This window comes from Streptomyces sp. NBC_00057, assembly GCF_045041165.1.
Lineage (GTDB): Bacteria > Actinomycetota > Actinomycetes > Streptomycetales > Streptomycetaceae > Streptomyces.
In genome coordinates this window covers 1,127,014-1,150,884 of record NZ_CP108256.1, presented here as the reverse complement: position 1 = coordinate 1,150,884, position 23,871 = coordinate 1,127,014, and the positions used below count along the sequence as shown (strand labels likewise).

The window sequence follows — 23,871 nt, the reverse complement described above, 5'->3', positions numbered from 1 at the left end:
GGAAATCAGTCCTCCTGGTTGCGGGTTTCGGTGTCACCGGTGGCCTCGGCGAGCTTGGCGGCCAGGATCGGTCCGATCTGGGCCAGCGAGCCGGCTTGGGTCATCCGGTCGTGCCGGGTGGTGATCTCGTGAGATTCGATCCGGCCGGTGATGTACGGGCGCCAGGTCCCGGGCCCGGCGTTGTCCTCGCCCCGGTCGATCGTGGAGTTGAACAGCAGCAGGTCTCCGTCAAATTTGCCGGGGACGAAGTCGACCGCCAGCTTGGCGTTGTTGATCATGATTTGGACGACGACCTCGATCTGCTGCCCCGTCAGGCCGGCCAGCGCGCTGCCCCGTTCGCGGAGGATCTCGGCGACCTCGCCGTAGGTCAGCGGCCGGTCGCCCAGCTCGTCCAGGTTGCAGTCGAGCACACCGACGAGAACGTCCCGCTCGGTAGGCACGGGCACCTCCTCGAACGCCACGTCCTTCACCGGGTAGGCGTCGAGGATCGCCAGCAGCGCGGTCCGCTCGCCCCGTGCCTGCAGCTCGCAGGCGATCGCCTGGGCGATCAGCCCGCCGGCGGACCAGCCGAGCAGCAGGTACGGGCCCTCGGGCTGGATCTTGCGGATCTGGTTGGCGTAGTCGGCCGCCATCTCCTCGAAGGACGCCGGCCGGGGTTCGGGGCGGCCGAGGCCGCGCGCCTGGATCGCGTAGACCGGGTACTCGGAACCGATGTGGTTCAGGAGCCCGCTGTACGACCAGCTGATGCCGCCGCCGGGGTGGATGCAGAACAGCGGTGTCCGGCTCCCCGTCGTGCGCAGCGGCAGCAGCACGTCCAGCGCGTCGTCGGGATCGTTCATGACCAGGCATTCCGTGAGCCCGGCCACGGTCGGCGCTTCGAACAGCGTGCGCAGGCCCACCTCGACGCCGAGGGTCTCGCGGACGCGGGAGACCAGGCGGGCGGCAAGCAGCGAGTGTCCGCCCAGGTCGAAGAAGCTGTCGTCGATGTGCACCTGTTCCCGGCCGAGGACCTGGGCGAAGAGGTCGCACAGCAGCTGCTCCTGCGGCGTCCGGGGGCCGCGCCCGGCGCCCGGCGCACCGTAGTCGGGGGCCGGCAGGGCGGCCCGGTCCAGCTTGCCGTTGGCGGTCAACGGCAGCACGTCCAGGGTGACGTATGCCGACGGCACCATGTACTCGGGCAGTTCGCGGCGCAGCCGGTCGGACAGCTCGCTCACCTCGGGGACACCCTCGGGAGCGGGCACCAGGTACGCGACGAGCCGCTTGTCGTCCGGCTGGTCCTCGCGGATGACGACGGCCACCTGGGCGACGCCCGGGCAGCTCGCGAGCACCGCCTCGATCTCGCCGGGCTCGATCCTGAAGCCGCGCAGCTTGACCTGGTGGTCGGCCCGTCCGGCGAACTCCAGCGTGCCGTCGGCCAGCCACCACGCCAGGTCGCCCGTGCGGTACATCCGGCTCCCGGCCGGCCCGTACGGATCGGCGGTGAAACGCTGCACCGTCAGGCCGGGCCGGCCGACGTAGCCCCGGGCCACGCCCACCCCCGCGAGGTACAGCTCGCCGACCACGCCCGGCGGCACCGGCCGCAGCCCGGCGTCGAGCACGTAGGCGCGCATGTTCGCCATCGGCCGGCCGATCGGCACGGTCGCGGCATGCTCGGAGAGGGCGTGCACCGGGTGGCAGGTGGCCAAGGTCGTGGCCTCGGTGGGCCCGTAGCCGTTGACCACCGTGATACCGGGGCAAGCTGCCAGCACCCGGGCGACGGCGGCCGGGGAAACCACGTCACCGCCGGTCCACACCTCGCGGACCCCTGTGAGCAGGCCCGGCCGCTCCTCGGCGACCAGGCGGAACAGGCCGGCCGTCAGCCACAGTCCGGTCACCTGGTGCTCGCTGACCGTCTGGTGCAGCAGGTCGAGATCGAGCCGCCCGGGCGGTGCGACCACGACCCGGCCGCCGCCGAGCAGCGGCACCCAGTGCTCGTACGTCGAGAGGTCGAATGCGGTGGGGGAGTGCAGCAGCACCCGCTCGTGTCCGCCGTCGCGCCAGCAGGGGGTCAGGGCGTGGGCCACCACGTCGCGGTGTGTGACAGCCACGCCCTTCGGGCGCCCGGTTGAGCCGGAGGTGTACATCACGTACGCCAACTGCTGGGGGTGGCAGGGGACTTCAGGGTCGGAGGAGTCGGGTTCGGCCTGGATCAGCGCGGTCAGCACGTCCTCGGTGAGGACCAGCGAGGTCCCGGCCTCCTGGAGGATCAGGTCGATGCGGGACTGCGGAAAGCGCGAGTCGAGAGGCACGTAGGCGCCGCCCGCCTTGATGATCGCCAGGATCGCCACGACCAGATCCGCCGAGCGCTCCAGCAGTACCGCGACCGGCGTCTCCGGCGCCACGCCCTGGCCGATCAGTGCCCGCGCGAGGCGGTTGGCCCGCAGGTCGAGTTCCCGATACGTCAGCTCCGTGTCGCTCGCCACGACGGCCACCGCATCCGGGGTGGCTCGTGCCTGACGGGTGAACAGCTCCGGCAGCGCGGCCTCGGGCAACTCCACGGCGGTGTCGTTGAACTCGGACAGCAGCCGGTGGCGTTCCTCGCCGGACATGATGTCGATCCGGCTGACCGGCCGGTCGGGGTCGGCGACCACCGCGCGCAGCAACCGCGCCCAGCGGGCGAACAGCAGCTCCACGGTGGCCGGGTCGAACAGATCGGTGGCGTACTCCACCGCACCGGCCATGCCGTCGAGGCTGCCGTCCGGTCGGTACTGCTCGGCCAGACTGAACGTCAGGTCGACCCGCGCGGTGCCGGTCGGCGCCTCCAGGTAGCCGGTCGACAGTCCCGGCAGCGTGAACTCGCCCAGCGGCGCGTTCTGCAGGGCCAGCATGATCTGGAACAGCGGGTGGTGCGACAGCGACCGGGCCGGGTTGACCACCTCGACCAGGTACTCGAACGGCACGTCCTGGTGGGCGTACGCGGACAGCGCCTTCTGCCGCACCCGGCCGAGCAGTTCAGCGAAGCCGGGGTCGCCGCTCGTGTCGGTGCGCAACACCAGGGTGTTGACCATGAACCCGACGAGGTCGTCCAGCGCCTGGTCGGTGCGCCCGGCGATGGGGCTGCCGATCGGGATGTCGGTGCCGGCGCCGAGCCGGGTGAGCAGCGCGGCGAGGCCGGCCTGGAGCACCATGAACATGCTGGCGCCGCGCGTGGTGGCCAGGTCCCGCAGTGCCTGGTGCAGTTCGGCGTCCAGCCGGACGGCGAGCCGGCCGCCCCGCTGGGAGGCCACAGCCGGCCGCGGCCGGTCCGTGGGCAGTTGCAGCCGCTGCGGCAGCCCGGTCAGCTCCTCGCTCCAGTAGGCGAGTTGCCGGGCGAACAGGCTGTTCGGGTCGGCGGCGTCGCCGAGCAGATCGCGTTGCCACCGTGTGTAGTCGGCGTACTGCACCGGCAGCGGGGACCACCGCGGTTCCTCGCCCCGGCAGCGGGAGGCGTAGGCGGTCGCGAGGTCGCGGGAGAGCGGGCCCATCGACCAGCCGTCGGCAGCGATGTGGTGCACCACGAGCAGCAGCACATGCCGGTCGGGGGCGAGCGCGTAGAGCTCCGCGCGGATCGGCGGCTCGGCGGCCAGGTCGAAGCCGCGCTGGGCCCCCTCCGTCAGCCGGCCGGCCAGCCGTACGTCATCGAGCTCGATGACCGGCAGTTCGGGGCGGGCCTCGTCCTCGCTCAGCACGAGCTGGTACGGCACGCCGTCCGCCTCGCGCAGGACCGTCCGCAGGCTCTCGTGCCGGGCGATCACGTCGGCGAGCGCGGCACGCAGCGCCGCCCGGTCCAGTTCGCCGTCCAGGCGCAGGGCGAGCGGCATGTTGTAGGTGGCGCTCGGCCCGTCCATGCGGTGCAGGAACCACAGGCGTTGCTGGGCGAAGGACAGCGGGATCCGCTCGGGGCGCGGACGGGCGGTCAGCGCGGGCCGCTGCGTGACCGAGCCGTCGAGGCGGGCCGCCAGGGCGGCCACGGTCGGGTGCTCGAAGAGAGTGCGGACCTCGAGCTCCGCGCCGAAGACCGCCCGGACCCGGGAGGCCAGGCGGGTCGCCAGCAGGGAATGCCCGCCGAGGTCGAAGAAGCTGTCCTCGACACCGACCCCGGGCAGCCCGAGCACGTCGGCGAAGAGATCGGCGAGCATTTGTTCCTGCGGGGTGCGCGGCGCCCGCCCGGTCGCGGCCGTCCCCAGGTCGGGGGCGGGCAGGGCGCGGCGGTCGACCTTGCCGCTGGCGGTCAGCGGCAGTGCGTCCAGGACGACGATGGCCGACGGCACGAGGTAGTCGGGCAGCCGGTCGCGCAGCCGGTCGCGGAGTGCGCCGACGAGGGCGCCCGTGGCGCGGCTTCCGGTCGGGCGGTTGGTGAGCGAGGACAGCGCGGTGCCGGACGGCCGCAGCGGCCGGTAGGTCTCGACGGGGGCGTCTCCCGGTACGCCGCCGATGACGACGTCCAGGGCGTCGGGCGCGCCGGCTGACCAGGTGACGTCCACCCGGCGGCCGAGTTCGTCGCCGAGTTCGCGGAAATCCTCCGGGTCGGGCAGATTGCCGCTGTCCGGGCCGTGCAGCCGGTCCAGCAGTTCGGGGAGCGTGCCGTCCCCGTTCTGCACCGCCCGGGCCAGTGCTGCCTCGCGGGCGACGCGCCGGTTCGGCACCCCGGTGATGCGCACCGGCTCCGTGCCGCGCCGGGTGAGCAACTCGCGCACTTCCGTGAGGTCGGTGACCTCTCGGCCCCACGTCAGCTCCTGCGGTGGGGTTGGAGCCGTCGGGCCGGCCGGCTGCTTGTGCAGCGTGACGTCGTAGCGGTAGCGAGTGAGCTCGTTGTGGTGCCGGCCGCGCTTGACCTCCACGGCCACGGCCCCGACGGTGCCGCGGTCGCGCAGGACGGCGAAGAAGTCCGGGTCGACCAGGAGTTCCTTCTCCACCAGAAGGGCCTGCTCGACGGCACGGCGCACTGCGGGCAGATCGGCGCCGTCGTCGGCCCGGTGGAGCTGGACGGCCGTCGCCAGCGGGCACAGCAGCCGCAGGTTGCGGACGTCGCCGACGAAGAGCGCGCCGCCGGGGGCGAGCAGCCGCATCAGCCGGTCGATCACGTCCGCGAGGTAGTCGGCGGACGGGAAGTACTGCACCACCGAGTTCAGCACGATGGTGTCGAACCGCCCGACCGGCAGCCCGTCGGTGTCGTGCGCCGGGCGGGTCTGCAACACCACACGCTCGGCCAGCCGTTCCTCCCGAGCCACTTGGGCGGCCAGCGCGTCGATCGCGGTGGCGGAGAAGTCGGTCGCCCAGTACGCCTCGCAGTGCGGTGCGATCTGCGAGAGGAGCAGGCCGGTGCCGACGCCGACCTCCAGCACCCGGCGGGGGCGCAGGGCCAGGATGCGTGCCACGGTGGCGTTCCGCCACTCCCGCATTTGCTCGATCGGGATCGGGCTCGCGTCGTAACTGCTGTTCCAGCCGACGAAGTTCTGGCCGAAGGCGGCTTCCTCGGGAACGATGCGCAGGGCATCGTAGATGTCCCGCCACTCGCCCACGTGGTCCGCTTCGAGGTGACCGTCGCGGTCTGCCTCCTGGCGTGGGACGACGTAGCCGACGAGCCGGTCGTCCTGCGCAACGGCGGCGGCCTGGGCGACGGCGGGGTGCTCGGCCAGGGCCGCCTCGATCTCGCCGAGCTCGATGCGGAAGCCGCGTACCTTCACCTGCTGGTCGGCGCGGCCGACGTACTCCAGGTCGCCGTCGGCGCGCCGGCGCACCAGGTCGCCGGTGCGGTACATGCGCTCGCCGTCCGTGCCGAACGGGCAGGCCACGAACCGTCCGGCCGTCAGCGCCGGCTGGTTCAGGTACCCGCGCGCCAAGCCCGCCCCCGCGACGTACAACTCGCCTGGCACTCCCGGCGGCACCGGCCGCATCCGCTCGTCCAGGACGTACACCCGGGCGTTGGAGATCGGACGGCCGATCGGCGGCACGCCCGACCCCGGGGACAGTGGGTCGCTCATCGTCGCGCACACCGTCGTCTCCGTCGGACCGTACGCGTTGATCATCCGACGGCCCGGTGCCCAGCGTTCCACCAGCTCCGAGGGGCAGGCTTCACCCGCCACCACCAGTGTCGACACGGTCAGCGCGTCCTGCTCCACGGTGGCCAGGAGGGACGGGGGCACGGTCACGTGGGTGACCGCGAGGTCCGGGTCGGTCAGTGCGGCGACCGGGTCCGCCGCAGGGGGCAGCACGAGGGCTGCGCCGCGCAGCAGGGCGGTGAAGACCTCCGACACCGAAGCGTCGAAGCTGGGCGAGGCGAACTGGAGCACGCGACTGTCGGGTTCGATTGCGAAACGCTCGATCTGGGCGGTGACCAGACTCGCCACACCGGCGTGGCTCACCACGACGCCCTTGGGGCGGCCGGTCGAGCCGGAGGTGTAGATCACGTAGGCGGGGTGCCGGACGTCGAGCGTGATCTTTGGATCGGTGTCCGGCCAGTCTCCGTCGGCGACCATGGCCGGGTTGTCGATGACCACCGTCGGTCGGGCGTCGTCCAGCATGAACGCGATCCGCGACTGGGGGTACGAGGGATCCACCGGCAGGTACGCGGCCCCGGCTTTCAGCACGCCCAGGACGGCCACCACGGACTCGAGCGAGCGCGGCAAGGCCACTGCCACGATCTGCTCCGGGCCCACGCCCCGAGCGATCAGCGCATGCGCGAACCGGTTCGCCCGGGCATTGAGCTGCCCGTACGTCAACTCGGTCTCGCCACGGACCAGCGCGATCGCATCCGGCGTCGCCTCCACCTGCGCAGCGAAGGCCTCCGGCACCGGTACGGCGCCCACCTCACGGGCGGTCGCGTTGCCGCGCTCCAGCAGCCGGTGCCGCTCGTCGGATTCGAGGAGGTCGATCAAACCGATCGGCTGCTCCGGGTCGGCGGTGACCGCCTCCAGCAGGAGCGTCCAGCGCCGGGCGAGCGTGGCGACCGTATCCCGGTCGAACAGGTCGGTTGCGTACTCCACCGCGCCGACGATTCCGGCCGGCCTTCCGTCCGGTCCGAACTGTTCGGCGAGGTTCACACCGAGGTCGAACTTGGCGGTTCCGGTGGCCACCGCGTAGGTGGTGACGTCAAGGCCGGGCAGCGAGAAACGGCCCATCGGCGCGTTCTGCACGGCCAGGATGGTCTGGAACAGGGGGTGGTGCGACAGTGACCGGGACGGGTTCAGCACCTCCACGAGGTGCTCGAAGGGCACGTCCTGGTGGGCGAAGGCCGACAGTGCCGTCTCCCGCACCCGCCCCAGCAACTCGGCGAACGTCGGGTCACCGCTCGTGTCGGTGCGCAGCACCAGCGTGTTCACGAAGAACCCGACCAGATCGTCCAGCGCCTCGTCCGTACGCCCCGCGATCGGGCTCCCGATCGGGATGTCCGTTCCCGCGCCCAACCGCGTGTACAGCGCGGCCAGGGCCGCCTGGAGCACCATGAACAGACTGGTGCCGGTACGCCGCGCCAACTGGGCCAAGGCAGCGTGCAGTTCGGGACTCAACTCCAGGCCGACCTGGCCCCCGTGCCAGCGGGCGACGGCCGGCCGCGCCCGGTCGGTGGGCAGCTGGAGCAGCTCCGGCAGGTCGGACAACTGCCGTTTCCAGTAGTCCAGTTGTTCGGCGAACCGGCTCGCCGGGTCGACGGCGTCGCCGAGCAGGTCGCGCTGCCACAGCGTGTAGTCGGCGTATTGCACCGGCAGGACCGGCCGGCTCGGTGCGCGCCCCTCGCACCGAGCGGCGTATGCCTCGGTCAGGTCGCGGGCCAGCGGGCCGGTGGACCAGCCGTCACCGGCGATGTGGTGCATCACCAGCAGCAGCACGTGCTCCTGCGGCGCGAGTGCGAACAGCTTCGCCCGCAGTGGTGGTTCCGCCGCCAGGTCGAAGGGCTGCCGGGCGAACTCGGCGAGCCGCTTGGGTAGTTCGGCGTCGGACACCTCGGTGAACCGTGCCCGAGGCCGGGCGGCCTCCGGGGCCAGGACGCACTGGCACGGTACGCCGTCGACTTCCGGGAACACCGTCCGCAGGCTCTCGTGCCGGGCCACCACGTCGCAGAGTGCTTCGTCCAGCGCCGCCGCGTCGAGCGTCCCGGTCAGACGGAGCGCCAGCGGGATGTGGTACGTCGCGGCGGTGCCGTCCATGCGGTGCAGGAACCAGAGCCGGCGCTGGGCGAAGGAGAGCGGTACCGCTTCCGGACGCATGTGCGCCGTCAGCGCCGGACGGGCGCGGCCGGCCTCGGCCAACGCCTTGGCCACTCCCGCCGCGGTGGGCGCCTGGAAGAGCGCGCGCAACCCCAGCTCCACATCGAGCACCGAGCGAATCCGTGCGACCAGCCGGGTGGCGAGCAGGGAGTGCCCGCCCAGGTCGAAGAAGTCGTCGTCGACCCCCACCTGGGGCGCGCCCAGCACCTCGGCGAACAGCTCGCACAGGATCTGCTCCTGCGGCGTACGCGGAGCCCGGCCCGTCGCCGCGGTCACCGACTCCGGCGCGGGCAGCGCCGCCCGGTTGAGCTTTCCGCTCGGCGTCAGCGGCAGCACATCCAGGAGCACGAACGCCGACGGCACCAGGTAGTCGGGCAGGCGGTCGCGCAGGTACGCCGTCAGCTCCGCCGGACGTACGACCGCGTCGGGACGCGCTGCCACGTAGCCGACGAGCCGCTCGTCCTGTGCGAGGACGGCGGTCTGGGCGACGGCGGGGTGCTCGGCCAGAGCTGCCTCGATCTCGCCGAGCTCGATGCGGAAGCCGCGTACCTTCACCTGCTGGTCGGCGCGGCCGACGTACTCCAGGTCGCCGTCGGCGCGCCGGCGCACCAGGTCGCCGGTGCGGTACATGCGCTCGCCGTCCGTGCCGAACGGGCAGGCCACGAACCGTCCGGCCGTCAGTGCCGGCTGGTTCAGGTACCCGCGCGCCAGGCCCGCCCCCGTGACGTACAACTCTCCCACCACACCCGGCGGCACGATGCGCAGGCGCTCGTCGAGTACGTATGCCAGGAAGCCCGCGACCGGTCGGCCGATGGGCGGCACGCCCGACCCCGGGGACAGTGGGTCGCTCATCGTCGCGCACACCGTCGTCTCCGTCGGACCGTACGCGTTGATCAACCGGCGTCCGGCCGCCCACCGGGACACCAGCTCCGGCGCACACGCTTCACCCGCCACCACCAGGGTGGCGGCCGAGACGTCGGCGCCGTCCAGCGCCGCCAGGGCCGAGGGCGGCAGCGTCACATGGGTGACGCCGAGCCGGCGGTCCGTCAGGGCCTCCAGCGGGGCCTCGGCCGGGGCCAGGACGAGGGCGGCACCGGTGAGCAGGGCACTGCACAGGTCCCAGAAGGACGCGTCGAAGCTGGGCGAGGCGAGCTGGAGCACCCGGCTGCCCGGCTCCACGCCGAGCCGCTCGGCCTGTGCCGCCACCAGGCCCGGCACACCGGTGTGGCTCACGACGACGCCCTTGGGGCGGCCGGTCGAGCCGGAGGTGTAGATCACGTAGGCGGGGTGCCGGACGTCGAGCGTGATCTTTGGATCGGTGTCCGGCCAGTCTCCGTCGGCGACCATGGCCGGGTTGTCGATGACCACCGTCGGTCGGGCGTCGTCCAGCATGAACGCGATCCGCGACTGGGGGTACGAGGGATCCACCGGCAGGTACGCGGCCCCGGCTTTCAGCACGCCCAGGACGGCCACCACGGACTCGAGCGAGCGCGGCAAGGCCACTGCCACGATCTGCTCCGGGCCCACGCCCCGAGCGATCAGCGCATGCGCGAACCGGTTCGCCCGGGCATTGAGCTGCCCGTACGTCAACTCGGTCTCGCCACGGACCAGCGCGATCGCATCCGGCGTCGCCTCCACCTGCGCCGCCAGCATCTCCGGCAGGCTCATGGTGGCAGACCCGCCCTCAGCGGCAGGCAACAGCTCGCGGCGCTCGTCATCGGACAGCAGATCGATCCCGCCGATCGGCCGGTCCGGAGCGGCCGCGACCGCGGCCAGCAGCTTGGTCCACCGGGCGAAGAGGGCCTTCACGGTCGAGCGGTCGAACAGGTCGGCGCTGTACTCCACCGCACCGCTCAGTCCGGCCGGAGTGCCGTCGGACCCGTGCTGCTCCGCCAGGCCGAAGGTCAGGTCGAGCCGGGAGGTCCCGGTGGACACGGCCATCCCGGCAGCCCTCAGGCCGGGCAGCTCGAACTCACCGCCCGGCGCGTTCTGTACGACCAGCCCGGTCTGGAACAGGGGGTGGTGCGACAGTGACCGGGACGGGTTCAGCACCTCCACGAGGTGTTCGAAGGGCACGTCCTGGTGGGCGAAGGCCGACAGTGCCGTCTCCCGCACCCGCCCCAGCAGCTCGGCGAACGTCGGGTCGCCGCTCGTGTCGGTGCGCAGCATCAGCGTGTTCACGAAGAACCCGACCAGATCGTCCAGCGCCTCGTCCGTACGCCCCGCGATCGGGCTCCCGATCGGGATGTCCGTTCCCGCGCCCAACCGCGTGTACAGCGCGGCCAGGGCCGCCTGGAACACCATGAACAGACTGGTGCCGGTACGCCGCGCCAACTCCAGCAGCGCGGCATGCAGTTCGGCGTCGATCCGCACGTCCAGCAGGTCGCCGCGGTACGACATGGCGGCCGGACGCGGCCGGTCGACGGGCAGGTGCAGCTGGTCGGGCAACCCGGCCAGCGCCTCGGTCCAGTAGGCGACCTGACGCGCGAACACACTGTCCGCGTCCCGCTCGTCACCGAGGATCTCGTGCTGCCACAGGGTGTAGTCGCCGTACGTCACCGGCAGCGGAGGCCATGCGGGCGCCTCACCGCCCCGCCGGGCGGTATAGGCCGCGGCGAGGTCGCGGGCCAGCGGGCCCATGGACCAGCCGTCACCAGCGATGTGGTGCAGCACCAGCAGCAGTACGTGCTCCTGCGGCGCGACCGCGAACAGCGCGACCCGCAGCGGCAGTTCCGACGTCAGGTCGAACGCCCGCACCGCCGCCTCGCGCAGCAGGGCCGGAACCTCCGCCTCGCCGACCGCGCGCACCGCCAGCGGGACAGTGACCTCGGCGGCGTCCAGCACCCGCTGGTGCGGAACCCCGGAGGTGTGCGGGAAGATCGTGCGCAGGGTCTCGTGCCGGGTCACCACGTCGGCGAGCGCGGCCTTCAGCGCAGCCCGGTCGAGGTCGCCGGACAGCCGCAGGGCGAGCGGCATGTGGTAGGTGGCGCTCGGCGTCCCGAACTGCTGGAGGAACCAGAGCCGGCGCTGTGCGAACGACAGCGGCATGGGCTCGCGGCGGGGCTGGGGAACCAGGGCCCGCCGCGCGGTGCCGGCGTCGTGCAGCCCGGCCGCGAGGCCGGCGGGCGTCGGCGTCCGGAACAGGCTGCGCAGTTCCAGCTCGACGCCGAGGGTCGCCCGGACCCGCGAGACCAGCCGGGTGGCGAGCAGGGAGTGACCGCCCAGGTCGAAGAAGTCGTCGTCCACCCCCACCTGGGGTGCGCCCAGCACCTCGGCGAACAACTCGCACAGGATCTGCTCCTGCGGCGTGCGCGGCGCGCGGCTGCTCCCGGCGGTATCCGGCTCGGGCGCGGGCAGCGCCGCACGGTTCAGCTTCCCGTTCGCCGTCAGCGGCAGCGCGTCCAGCAGCACGAACGCCGACGGCACCAGGTAGTCCGGCACGCGGTCGCGCAGGTACGCCGCCAGCGTCGCAGCCGTGGCCCCGGTCTCGGCCGTGGGCACCACGTACGCGACGATCCGGGTCTCGGTCGGCCGGTCCACCCGGGCGAGCACCGCGACCTGGGCGACACCCGGATGCGCGGCCAGCTCGGCCTCGATCTCGCCCGGCTCGATCCTGAACCCGCGGACCTTCACCTGGTGGTCAACCCGGCCCCCGAACTCCAGCTCGCCGTCGGCGCGCCAGCGAACCAGGTCACCGGTGCGGTACATCCGCGCGCCGGCCGGACCGTACGGGTTGGCGACGAACCGCGTGGCGGTGAGCCCGGGCCGGTTCAGGTAGCCGCGGGCGAGTCCCGCACCGGCGAGGTACAGCTCGCCCGGCACGCCCGGGGCGACCGGCCGCAGTGCCGTATCCAGCACGTACACCTGGCAGTTCGCGATCGGACGGCCGATCGGCACCGGGAGCGGGCAGTCGGAGGGGTCGGCCGGCAGCGGGTAGGCGGTGATCACGTGGGTTTCGGCGGGGCCGTAGTGGTTGTGCAGCACCCGCCCCGGCCGCCGGGCCTGGAAGCGGTGTACCGCACCGCCCAGCCGCATCGCCTCGCCGGCCTGCGCGATCAGCCGCAGGTTCGGCAGCTCGAGCTCGGCCTCCTCGGCGGCCTCGGCCAGCGCCTCGACCACCAGATTGGGCGCGAACAGCTCCTCGACCCCCTGCCGGTCCAGCCACCGGGCGAACAGCTCGGCGCTGCGGCGCTGCTCCTCGGTCGGCACCACGAGGGTCTTGCCGTACAGCAGCGCGGACAGCATCTCCTGCACCGAGACGTCGAAGCTGATCGCGGTGAACTGCGCGGTGCGCGTGCCGGGTTCGCCACCGACAGCCCGGTGGTGCCAGGCCAGCAGGTTCAGCAGCCCGGCTGCGGGCATCACCACGGCCTTGGGCCGGCCGGTGGAGCCCGAGGTGTAGATGACGTAGGCCGGGTGCCGCGCGTCCACGGCGACGGCCGGATCGTGCTCCGGCTGCTCCTCGACCGGTGTGACGGCCGCGAGGTCGTCGAGCACCACGGCCGGTCGCGCGTCCTGAAGCATGTACGCGATGCGGGCGGCCGGGTAGTCCGGGTCGACCGGCAGGTACGCCGCACCCGTCTTGAGGACCGCGAGGACGGCGACCACCAGCTCGGTGGAGCGCGGCAGTCGCAGGGCGACGACCTGCTCCGGTCCCACCCCACGCGCGATCAGCGCGTGCGCCAGGCGGTTGGCCCTGCGGTTCAGCTCCCGATAGGTCAGTGCGGTGTCCTCGAACACCACCGCCGGGGCGTCCGGGGTCGCCCGGACCTGGGCCTCGAACAGGGATGGCAGGCCGGTGAGGGGAGCCGGGCACGCGGTGTCGTTGCGCACGACCAGCAACTCGTGTCGCTCCTCGGCGGTGAGCACGTCGATCCGGCTCAGCGGCCGCTCCGGCTCGGCGACCACCGATGCCAGCAGGCCCAGCCACCGGGCGACCAACGCCTCCACCGTGGCGCGGTCGAACAGGTCGGTGCTGTACTCGACTCGTCCGATGATGCCCTCGGCCGGCCCGCCGGTGCCGCCGCGCTCCAGCAGGTGGATGGAGAGGTCGAACATCGCCGTGGGCGTCCGCACCAGTACGGTCTCGGCGCTCAGGCCGGGCAGGGAGAACTCGGTGCGGGGCACGTTCTGCAGCGCGAGCAGCACCTGGAACAGGGGCTGGCGCGCGAGCGACCGGGCCGGGTTGAGGGCCTCGACGAGGTGCTCGAACGGCAGGTCCTGGTGCGCGTACGCGGCCAGCGCGTTCTCCCGGACTCTGCCCAGCAACTCGGCGAACGTCGGGTCGCCCGAGGTGTCGGTCCGCAGCACCAGGGTGTTGACGAAGAACCCGACGAGGTCGTCCAGAGCCTGGTCGGTCCTTCCCGCGATCAGACTGCCTACAGGGATGTCCGTGCCCGCGCCGAGCTTGTCCAGCAGCGCCGCCAGTGCGGCCTGCAACACCATGTATGCGCTGGCCCCGTGCTCCCGGCCCAAGCGGAGCAGCCCGGCGTGCAGTTCGGCGTCCACCTCGACGGCGAGGTGGCCGCCGGAATAGGAGGGGGCGGAGGGACGGTGGCGGTCGGCAGGGAGACGGATCTGCTCCGGCAGGTCCGCCAGCGTCCGTGTCCAGTAGGCCGTCTGACGGGTGAACAGGCTGTCCTGGTCGGCCGCGTCACCGAGCAGCCGGTGCTGCCACAGGGTGTAGTCGGCGTACTGAACGGGCAGCGACGCCCACTGCGGTTCCTCGCCCCGGCAGCGCGCCGCGTACGCGGTGGCCAGGTCGGTCGACAACGGGCCCAGTGACCAGCCGTCACCGGCGATGTGATGGACCACCACCAGCAGCACGTGTTCGTCCGGCGCCGCCTCGAACAGGTCGGCTCGCAGCGGTGGTTCGGAGGCGAGATCGAATCCGCGCGCCGCGGCCGTCACCAGCAGCTCCGGCAGGTGAGTCTCGTCGGCCGGGGTGGCCCGCAGCTTCGGCCGCACCGCCCCGGGGCTCAGCACCTTCTGGAACGGTACGCCGTCCGTCGTCGGGAAGACCGTCCGTAGGCTCTCGTGACGGTCGATGACGTCGGCGAGCGCCTTCTCCAGGGCCACCCGGTCCAGTGGTCCGGAGAGCCGCCACGCAAGCGGCATGTTGTAGACCGGTCCGGCGCCCTCCAGCTGGTGCAGGAACCACAACCGCCGCTGCGCGGACGAGAGCGGTACGAGCTCCGGCCGGTCCGCCCGGCTCAGGGCGAGCCTGGCCCGGTCGGCGTCGCCCATGACGGCGGCCAGCCCGGCCACCGTCGGGGTCCGGAACAGGGTGTGCAGCGCCAGCTCGACGCCCAGGGTCGCCCGGACCCGGGCCACCAGCCGGGTGGCCAGCAGGGAGTGTCCACCCAGGTCGAAGAAGTTGTCGTCGACGCCGACCTGCGTCAGGCCCAGCACCTCGGCGAACAGCCCGGCCAGCACCTGCTCCTGCGGGGTGCGCGGTGCCCTGCCGACCCGCGATCCGGTGAACTCGGGCTCGGGCAGGGCGCGCCGGTCGAGCTTGCCGTTGGCGGTCAACGGCAGGGTGTCGAGGGCGACGAACGCGGCGGGCACCATGTAGTCCGGCAGCGACTCGCGGAGGTGGGTGCGCAGTTCCTCCGGCTGAAGCTCGGCGCCGGTGGCGGGCACCAGGTAGGCGACCAGGCGGGTGTCCTCCGCCTGGCCCTTCCGGGCGATCACCGCGACCTGACCGACCTGCGGGTGTTCGGCCAGCGCCGTCTCGATCTCGCCGAGTTCGATCCGGAAGCCGCGCACCTTCACCTGGTCGTCGGCACGGCCGAGGTACTCCAACTGGCTGTCAGCGCGTCGGCGCACCAGGTCCCCGGTGCGGTACATGCGCTCACCTGCCGCGCCGAACGGGCAGGCCACGAACCGCCCGGCGGAGAGCTCGGGCCGGTTCAGGTAGCCGCGCGCGAGACCCGGGCCGGCGACGTACAGCTCCCCGGTCACACCGGGCGGCACCAGGTCCAGCCGCTGGTCCAGCACGTACGTCCGGAACCCGGCGACGGCACGGCCGATCGGCGGCACGCCCGTCCCCGGCGACAGCGGCTCGCTCATCGTCGCGATGACCGTCGTCTCGGTCGGACCGTACGCGTTGATCATCCGGCGCCCAGGCGCCCAGCGCGCCACCAGTTCCGGCGGGCAGGCCTCACCCGCGACCGCCAGCGTCGGCACGGTCACCGCGTCCGGCGACAGCGCCGCCAGCACGGACGGCGGTACCGTCGCATGGGTGAGAGCGAGGCTCGGGTCGGTCAGCGCGGCGACAGGCTCGTCCGCGGGCGCCGGCACCAGGGCGGCACCGGTGAGCAGGGCGCCGCACAGGTCCCACAGCGAGACGTCGAAGCTGGGCGAGGAGAACTGGAGCACCCGGCCGGCCGCGTCGATGCCGAGCCGCTCGACCTGCTCGGCGACCATTCCCCGCAGGCCCGCGTGGCTCACCACGACGCCCTTGGGCCGTCCGGTCGAGCCGGACGTGTAGATCACGTACGCCGAGTGTCGGGCGTCCACCGCAACGGCGGGATCGGTGTCCGGGCGCTCGGCCACGTCGGCCACCATCGCCGGGTCGTCGACCACCACGGTCGGCCGCGCGTCCATCAGCATGAACGCGATCCGCGACTCCGGATACGCCGGATCAACCGGCAGATAGGCGGCTCCCGTCTTCAGGATGCCCAGGACGGCCACCACGAACTCCACCGACCGCGGCAGTGCCACCGCCACGATCTGCTCCGGACCCACACCCCGAGCGATCAGCGCATGCGCGAACCGGTTCGCCCGCGCATCGAGCTGGCGGTACGTCAACTCCACGCCGTCGCAGGCCAGTGCGAGGGCCTCGGGTGCCGCCGCCACCTGCGCCGCGAACATCTCCGGCAGGCTCGCGGTGACCGCAGCCCCGGCCTCCACCGCGGGCAGCAGCTCGCAGCGCTCCTCGACGGACAGCAGATCGACGCGGCCGAGCCGCCGCTGCGGGTCGGCGACGGCTGCCCTCAGCAGCCGCACCCAGCGCGCGACCATCGTATCGACGGTGGCCGGATCGTACAGATCGCTCGCGAACTGGACGAACGCGTCGATTCCGTCCGGGGAGCCGTCCCCGGCATGCCGCTCGGACAGCGAGAAGACCAGGTCGAACTTGGACGTGGCCGTGGTCAGCTCCACCTCGTCGACGCGCAGCCCTGGCGGGGCGAAGTCGGCCCGGGGTGCGTTCTGCAGCACCAGCATGACCTGGAACAGCGGGTGGTGCGCCAGCGACCGCACCGGGTTGAGGGCTTCGACCAGGTACTCGAACGGCAGGTCCTGGTTGGCGTACCCGGCCAGCGCGGTGTCCCGCACCCGGCCCAGCAGCTCGGCGAACGTCGGATCGCCCGAGGTGTCCGTACGGAACACCAGGGTGTTGACGAAGTAGCCGACCAGCTCGTCGAGCGCCTGGTCCGTCCGGCCGGCGATCGGGCTGCCGACCGGGATGTCGTCGCCCGCGCCGAGCTTGCTCAGCAGCGCCGCCAGCCCTGCCTGAAGCACCATGAACAGACTGGTCCCGTGAACGCGGGCCAGCTCGCGCAGACCGCGGTGCAGCTCGGCGTCCAGCCCGGCGCGCACGAAGCCGCCCCGGTGCGAGGCGACCGCCGGGCGGGGCCGGTCGCCGGGCAGCCGGAGCTGCTCCGGCAGATCGGCCAGCTGCCTGGTCCAGTAGGCCGCCTGGCGGGCGAACAGGCTCTCCTGGTCGGTGGCGTCACCGAGCAGCTCGTGCTGCCACAGGGCGTAGTCGGCGTACTGGACCGGCAGCTCCGCCCACGCCGGCTCCTCGCCGCGGCAGCGCGCCGCGTAGGCGGCGGTCAGATCCTGCGCGAGCGGGCCCAGCGACCAGCCGTCACCCGCGATGTGGTGGAGCACCACCTGGAGCACGTGCTCGTCCGGCGCCAGCTCCAACAGCTCGACGCGCAGCGGCAGATCGACCGCCAGATCGAACGGACGAGCCTTCGCGGTCGCCAGCGCGTCCGGCAGCCCGGCCTCGGTGGTCCCGCTCACGTCCAGCCGCGGGCGGGCCGCCAGGACATCCAGCACCTGCTGGTACGGCACGCCGTCCACCACCGGGAAGACGGTGCGCAGACTCTCGTGCCGGGCCGCCACGTCCGCCAGGGCGGCTCGAAGGGCCCGCCGGTCCAGGTGTCCGGACAGCCGCCATGCCAGGGAGATGTGGTAGTTCGCGCCGGTGCCCTCCAGCTGGTGCAGGAACCAGAGCCGACGCTGCGCGAACGACAGCGGGATCAGCTCGGGACGCAGGTGGGGCGCCAGCGCCGACTGCGCCCGGCGGGCACCCACCAGGGCGGAGGCCACGCCGGCCGGGGTCGGGGTCTCGAACAGGGTGCGCAGCTCCAGCTCCACGCCCAGGGTCGCGCGGACCCGGGCGGCCAGGCGGGTCGCCAGCAGCGAGTGCCCGCCCAGGTCGAAGAAGCTGTCCTCGACACCGGCCTCGGCCACCCCGAGGACCTCGGCGAACAACTCGCACAGGATCTGCTCCTGCGGCGTACGCGGCGGGCGGCCGGTGTTCGTCGGAGCGAGGTCGGGGGCGGGCAACGCACGTCGGTCCAGCTTGCCGTTGGCGGTCAGCGGCAGGCTTTCCAGGGTGACGAACGCGGCCGGCACCATGTACTCCGGCAGCTGCTCCCGCAGGTGCTCGCGCAGTTCGGCCGAGCGTGGGGCGGCACCCTGGGCGGGCACCAGGTACGCGACCAGCCGGGTGTCGTCGGCCCGGTCATGCCGCGCCAGGACGGCGACCTGGGCGACGCCGGGGTGCGCGGCGAGCACCGCCTCGATCTCGCCGAGTTCGATCCGGAAGCCGCGGACCTTCACCTGGTCGTCGGCCCGGCCCACGAACCGCAGGCTGCCGTCCGCGCCCCGGCGCACGACGTCGCCGCTGCGGTACATGCGCGCACCGGCCGGCCCGAACGGGTCGGCCACGAAGCGCCCGGCGGTCAGACCGGGCCGGTTCAGGTAGCCGCGCGCCAACCCGGCGCCCGCGACGTACAGCTCCCCGGGCACGCCCGGGGGAACCGGCCGCAGGTGGGCGTCCAGCACGTACGTGCGCAGGTCCGGGACGGCCGTGCCGATCTGGCCGGCGAGGGTGCCGGACCGGTCGAGCGCGGCGTAGGTCACGTGCACGGTGGTCTCGGTGATGCCGTACATGTTGACCAGCAGCGGCGCGTCGTCCGGGTGTCGCTCGTACCAGCTCGACAGCCGGGCGTGCTCCAGCGCCTCGCCGCCGAACACCACGGTGCGCAGGGCGAGCGAACGGCCGGTCTCCGGTGCCTCCTCGTCCGCCTGCATCAGCTGGTAGAAGGCGGACGGCGTCTGGTTGAGCACCGTCACCCGCTCACGGGCGAGGAGCTCCAGGAACCGGTGGGGCGAGCGGCTGGTCTCGTGGTCCACGACCACCACACGGCCGCCGTACAGCAGCGGGCCCCACAGCTCCCACACCGAGAAGTCGAAGGCGTAGGAGTGGAAGAGGGTCCAGACGTCCTGCGCGGAGAAGCCGAACAGCTCCTGGGTGGTGCCGAACAGCCGCACCACGTTCCGGTGCGGCACCACGACGCCCTTGGGGTCGCCCGTGGACCCGGAGGTGTAGATGACGTAGGCGGGGTGGCCTGGATCGAGGGGGACCTCCGGGTCGGTGTCCGGCAGCCCACCCAGGTCGGCGGCGTCCAGCAGGAGCCGGTCCACCGGGTCCGTACCCGGCAGTTCGCCGGTCCGGCCCGTCGTCACGAGCAGCGACGGCCGGGCGTCCCGAAGAAGGTAGGCGATCCGGGCGGCAGGATACTGCGGGTCCACCGGAACGTAGGCCGCTCCCGCCTTGAGGACCGCGAGGACCGCCACCACCAGCTCGGCCGAGCGCGGCAGGGCCACGGCCACCAGTTGCTCCGGCCCCACGCCCCGGGCGATCAGGTGGTGCGCAAGCCGGTTGGCCCGGGCGTTCAACTCGCCGTACGTCAGCGTGACGTCGCCGCTCACCACGGCGACCGCCGCCGGGTTCGCCCGTACCTGCCGCTCGAAGAGCGCCGTGATGCTGTTTTCCGGCAACTCCCCGCTCCGGCCGCCGACGGCCGGCAGCAGCGCGCGGAGCTCGTCGGCGGACAGCACGTCCACCTGGCCGATCCGCCGGCCGGGGTCGGCGACCACGGCGCGGAGCAGCCGCAGCCACCGATCGACGATCCCCTCGACGGTGGCCGCGTCGAACAGGTCGGTGCTGTACTCCACCAGGCCCGACAGCCCGTGCGCGCCGGGCTGTTCGGTCAGCATGAACGTCAGGTCGCACTTGGCCGTCCCGGTGTGGACCAGGTCGGTCGCCACTCGCAGCCGCGGCAGGGCGAACGTGCCGAGCGGCGCGTTCTGCAACGCGAGCATGGTCTGGAACAGCGGGTGATGAGCCAGCGACCGGGTCGGGTTGAGCGCCTCCACGAGGTGCTCGAACGGCACGTCCTGATGCGCGTACGCGGCCAGCGCGTCGGCGCGCACCCGGCCCAGCAGGTCGGTGAACGACGGGTCACCGGAGAGGTCGGTACGCAGCACCAGGGTGTTGACGAAGAAGCCGACCAGGTCGTCCACGGCCTCGTCGGTGCGTCCGGCGATCGGCGTGCCGATCGGGACGTCGGTGCCCGCGCCGAGCTTGCTCAGCAGGGCGGCCAGCCCGGCCTGGAGCACCATGAAGAGGCTGGCCCCGCCATCACGGGCGAGCGCGCGCAGGCCCTGGTGCAGTTCGGCGTCGATCCGCACCGGCAGGTGAGCGCCCCGGTGGGACATCACCGCCGGCCTGGGCCGGTCGAACGGCAGCTCGATCTGCTCGGGCAGATCCGCCAGCTGCTCCCTCCAGTGGACCAGTTGACCGCTCAGCAGGCTGTCCGGGGCGGATTCGTCACCGAGCAGCTCCCGCTGCCAGAGGGTGTAGTCGGCGTACTGGACCGGCAGCGCAGACCACTCCGGCTTCGCCCCTTCGGAACGGGCCGCGTAGGCGGTCGTCAGGTCCCGCGAGAGCGGCCCCATCGACCAGCCGTCGCCGGCGATGTGATGCACCACCACCAGCAGCACGTGCTCGTCGGCTCCCAGCTGAAACAGTTCGGCGTGCAGCGGCGGCTCCTCGGAGAGCTCGAAGCCGTGCCGTGCCGCCTCCGCCAGCCGATCCGGCAGGTCGCCCTCGCCGACCTCGGTCACCCGCAGTCGCGGCCGTGCCTCGTCGAGGTCCAGCACCCGCTGGCACGGCACGCCGTCGACCACCGGGAAGACGGTGCGCAGGCTCTCGTGGCGCTCGACCACGTCCGCCAGAGCGGCTTCCATGGCCCGCTGGTCGAGGTTGCCGGACAGCCGCAGCGCCAGCGGGATGTTGTACGTGGCGCCCGGGCCCTCCATGCGGTGCAGGAACCACAACCGGCGCTGCGCGAAGGACAGCGGGACCGCCTCGGGCCGCTCGCGCCGCTTCAGCGCCGGCCGTGCCCGGTCCGCGCTGTCCACCGCCGCCGCCAGTTCCGCCACCGTCGGCGCGTCGAACAGGTCGCTCAGCCTCAGCTCCACGCCCAGCGCCGACCGCGCCCTGGCGACCAGCCGGGTGGCCAGCAGCGAATGCCCGCCGAGGTCGAAGAAGCTGTCGTCCGGCCCGACCTCGGCCACTGCGAGCACCTCGGCGAACAGCCCGGCCAACAGGTGTTCGGTCGCGGTGCGCGGAGCGCGGCCCGGGGCAGCCGCGGCCTGCTCGGGGGCCGGAAGAGCTCGTCGGTCGAGCTTCCGGTTCGGCGTCAGCGGCAGCGCGTCCAGCATCACGAATGCGGTCGGCACCATGTACTCCGGCAGCCGCTCGCGCAGGTGCTCGCGCAGCTCGGGAACGGCCACCGTGGCACCGGATACCGGCACGACGTAGGCGACCAGCCGGGTGTGCTCTTCGGTACGCATCGAAACGGCGGCCTGCGCGACCTGCGGGTGCTCGACGAGCACGGCCTCGATCTCGCCGAGCTCGATCCGGAAGCCCCGGACCTTGACCTGGTCGTCGGTACGGCCGAGGAACTCCAGGTTCCCGTCCGGGCCCCACCGCACCAGGTCGCCGGTGCGGTACATCAGCGAGCCGGCCGGCCCGAACGGGTCGGCCACGAAACGCTCGGCGGTCTGACCCGGCCGGTTCAGGTAGCCCCGTGCCAGGCCCGCGCCGGCGATGTACAGCTCACCCGCCACATCCCTGGGCATCGGCTGCAACGCGCCGTCCAGCACGTACAGCCGGGTGTTGCCGACCGGCCGGCCGATCACCGGACGCCGGCTCGACTCCAGCGGCGCGACGACGGAATTCACCGTGCACTCGGTCGGACCGTAGAAGTTCAGGCAGGACACCCCGTCGGCCGAGAGCAGCCGCTCCCACAACTGCTCCGGGACGGCCTCGCCGCCCGCCGCGACCATCGCGGGACGCCACTGCGGATCGTCCAGCATCCCCTGAGCGACCAGAACTCGGAGGTACGACGGGGTGGCCTCGACGAAGTCGAGTCGGCGGCGCCTGGCGTAGTCGACGAAGGCGTCCGGGTCGGTCCAGGTCGCCTGGTCCAGGACATGCAGCTCGTGGCCCGCGAACAGGCTGAGCAGCTGGTTCCAGGCCGCGTCGAACGAAACCGACGTGGTCAGGGCCACCCTCAGCCGCCGCCGATCCATGAGCAGGCGCAATGTCTGCTGCTGGTCGGCGAACAGGTTGAGCAGGCCGCCGTGCGTCGACACCACGCCCTTGGGCCGCCCGGTGGAACCGGAGGTGTAGATGACGTACGCCGGATGCTCCGGATCGACGGCCGATTCCGGGTCCGCTGCCGGGCAAGCCGCCACCATCGCGGCCGTCTCCGGTTCGTCGACCACCAGCCACTCGGCGGGACCGGCCTCGGGCAGCCGCTCCCGGGCACGGGCGTCGGTCACCACCAGGACCGGCCGCGCGTCGTCCAGCATGTACTCGATCCGGGCGGCAGGGTAATCCGGGTCGACCGGGACGTAGGCGGCCCCGGCCTTGAGCACCGCGAGCATCGCCGCCACCAGTTCCGCCGAGCGCGGCAGGGCCACCGCGACCAGCCGCTCCGGCCCCGCCCCACGGGCGATCAGGGCATGCGCCAGCCGGTTCGCCCGTGCGTCCAGCTCCGCATACGTCAGCGACGCGTCCGGCCCCACCACCGCGACGGCGTCCGGCGTCGCCCGCACCTGCGCCCGGAACACCTCCGGCAGGCTCGCGGCGGCGGCGCGGGTCACCGGACCGGCGCCCAGCGCCAGCAGCTCCCGTTCGTCGTCCGCGGCGAGCAGGCCGATCCGGCCGACCGGCTCCTGCGGGGCGCAGCCCGCGACGGTGTCCATCAGCGCGATCAGCCGCCGTTGATGGACGGCGAGTTCGTCCCCGCTCCAGGTCTCGGGCGCGCCCTGGAGTTCGACCCGGAGCTCACTGTCTCCCCGACAGCCCGTGACCCAGAGGGACAGCCCGGTGGTCGGCTCCGGGAGCAGGTAGCGCAGCGTGGCGGGATGCCCGGCGAAGCTCGGCGCGGCGTCGAAGACCAGGATGTTGACGACGAGGGGGAACGCCGCCCCGGTGGCACGGGGAACGTCGAGGTCCCGGAACAGGTCCTCGCTGCGGTAGCGCTGGTGCGCGAGGGCCGCGTCGGCCTCCCGTGCCACCTCGGCGACGAGGTCGTGCCACCGCATGTCCGGTCGCATCGGCAGGCGCAGGGGCACCACGTTCGCCATCGTGCCGGGCGTGGACAGCAGAGCGCGTTCGGCTCCCTCGCGCCCGGTGACGGGAAGGCCGATCAGCACGTCCCGGTCCCCGGTGAGCCGGTGTGCGTAGAGAGCCGCCGCCGCGATCAGCGGACGGGACCAGTGGACTTCGGCCTGTGCTGCCCCCGCTCGCAGCGCGTCCACGTGGAGCACAGCCGGTTCCACGGCGGTGTGCGAACCGCTCCCGCCACGCGGAGCCCAGCCGGTGAGCTGAGTGGGCTCCGGCCGGTCGGCGAGCCGCTCCGTCCAGTACGACTGATCGGAGACGAACTGCTCCGAGGCGCGGTAGCCGGCGTCACTGCGGATCAGCTCTTCCAACGAACGGAACGGCGACGGCGAGATGGGGCCGCCCGCGGCCAGCGCCGTGTACATCCGCGTGAACCGCCGCCGGACGAGGGAGAGGCCGAATCCGTCCATCACCAGGTGGTGGTAGTTCTGGTACAGGAGGTGGTGTGCCGGCGAGAGGCTGATCAGCGCGAAGCTGAAGAGCGGATCGCGTGAGAGGTCCAGCGGACGCATCCGGTCCCGGGCCATCCACGCGAGAGCCGCCACTCGTGGGTCGGGCTCCGAGCTCAGGTCGAGCAGATGGGGTTCCCAGTCCCATGCCCCGCGGACGACCTGCAGCGGCTCCTGCCCGTCGTCGACGAAACTCACGTGCAGCGCGTCGATCTCGTCGACCACCCGGCGCAGCGCGGTCTCGAAGAGCTCCGCGTCGACCGGGCCGTGGACCTCAAGATAGTCGCCGATGCGGTAGGCGGCGAGCGCTGTCCGCGCGCGCTGCTCGGCGAGCCAGATCTCACGCTGGGCCGCCGTCAAGGGAAGGGCATCGCCGTCGCGACGGGACATGGGGGTACCTCCGAAAGTGTGGGCAGGC

Annotated in this window: 1 protein-coding gene; it reads right to left on the bottom strand. The window is 72.7% G+C overall.

The annotated features are described in order from the left end of the window. Positions 1-5: 5 nt before the first annotated feature. Positions 6-23,843: a non-ribosomal peptide synthase/polyketide synthase gene (locus OG953_RS05685; RefSeq protein ID WP_405682848.1), complete on the bottom strand. Its 23,838-nt coding sequence runs from the start codon at positions 23,841-23,843 to the stop codon at positions 6-8. Between the last annotated feature and the right edge of the window lie 28 nt (positions 23,844-23,871).

What these genes read in the sequence shown, in the direction of transcription:
- OG953_RS05685 (WP_405682848.1), bottom strand. Translation starts at nt 23,843, where the DNA reads ATGTCCCGTCGCGACGGCGATGCCCTTCCCTTGACGGCGGCCCAGCGT.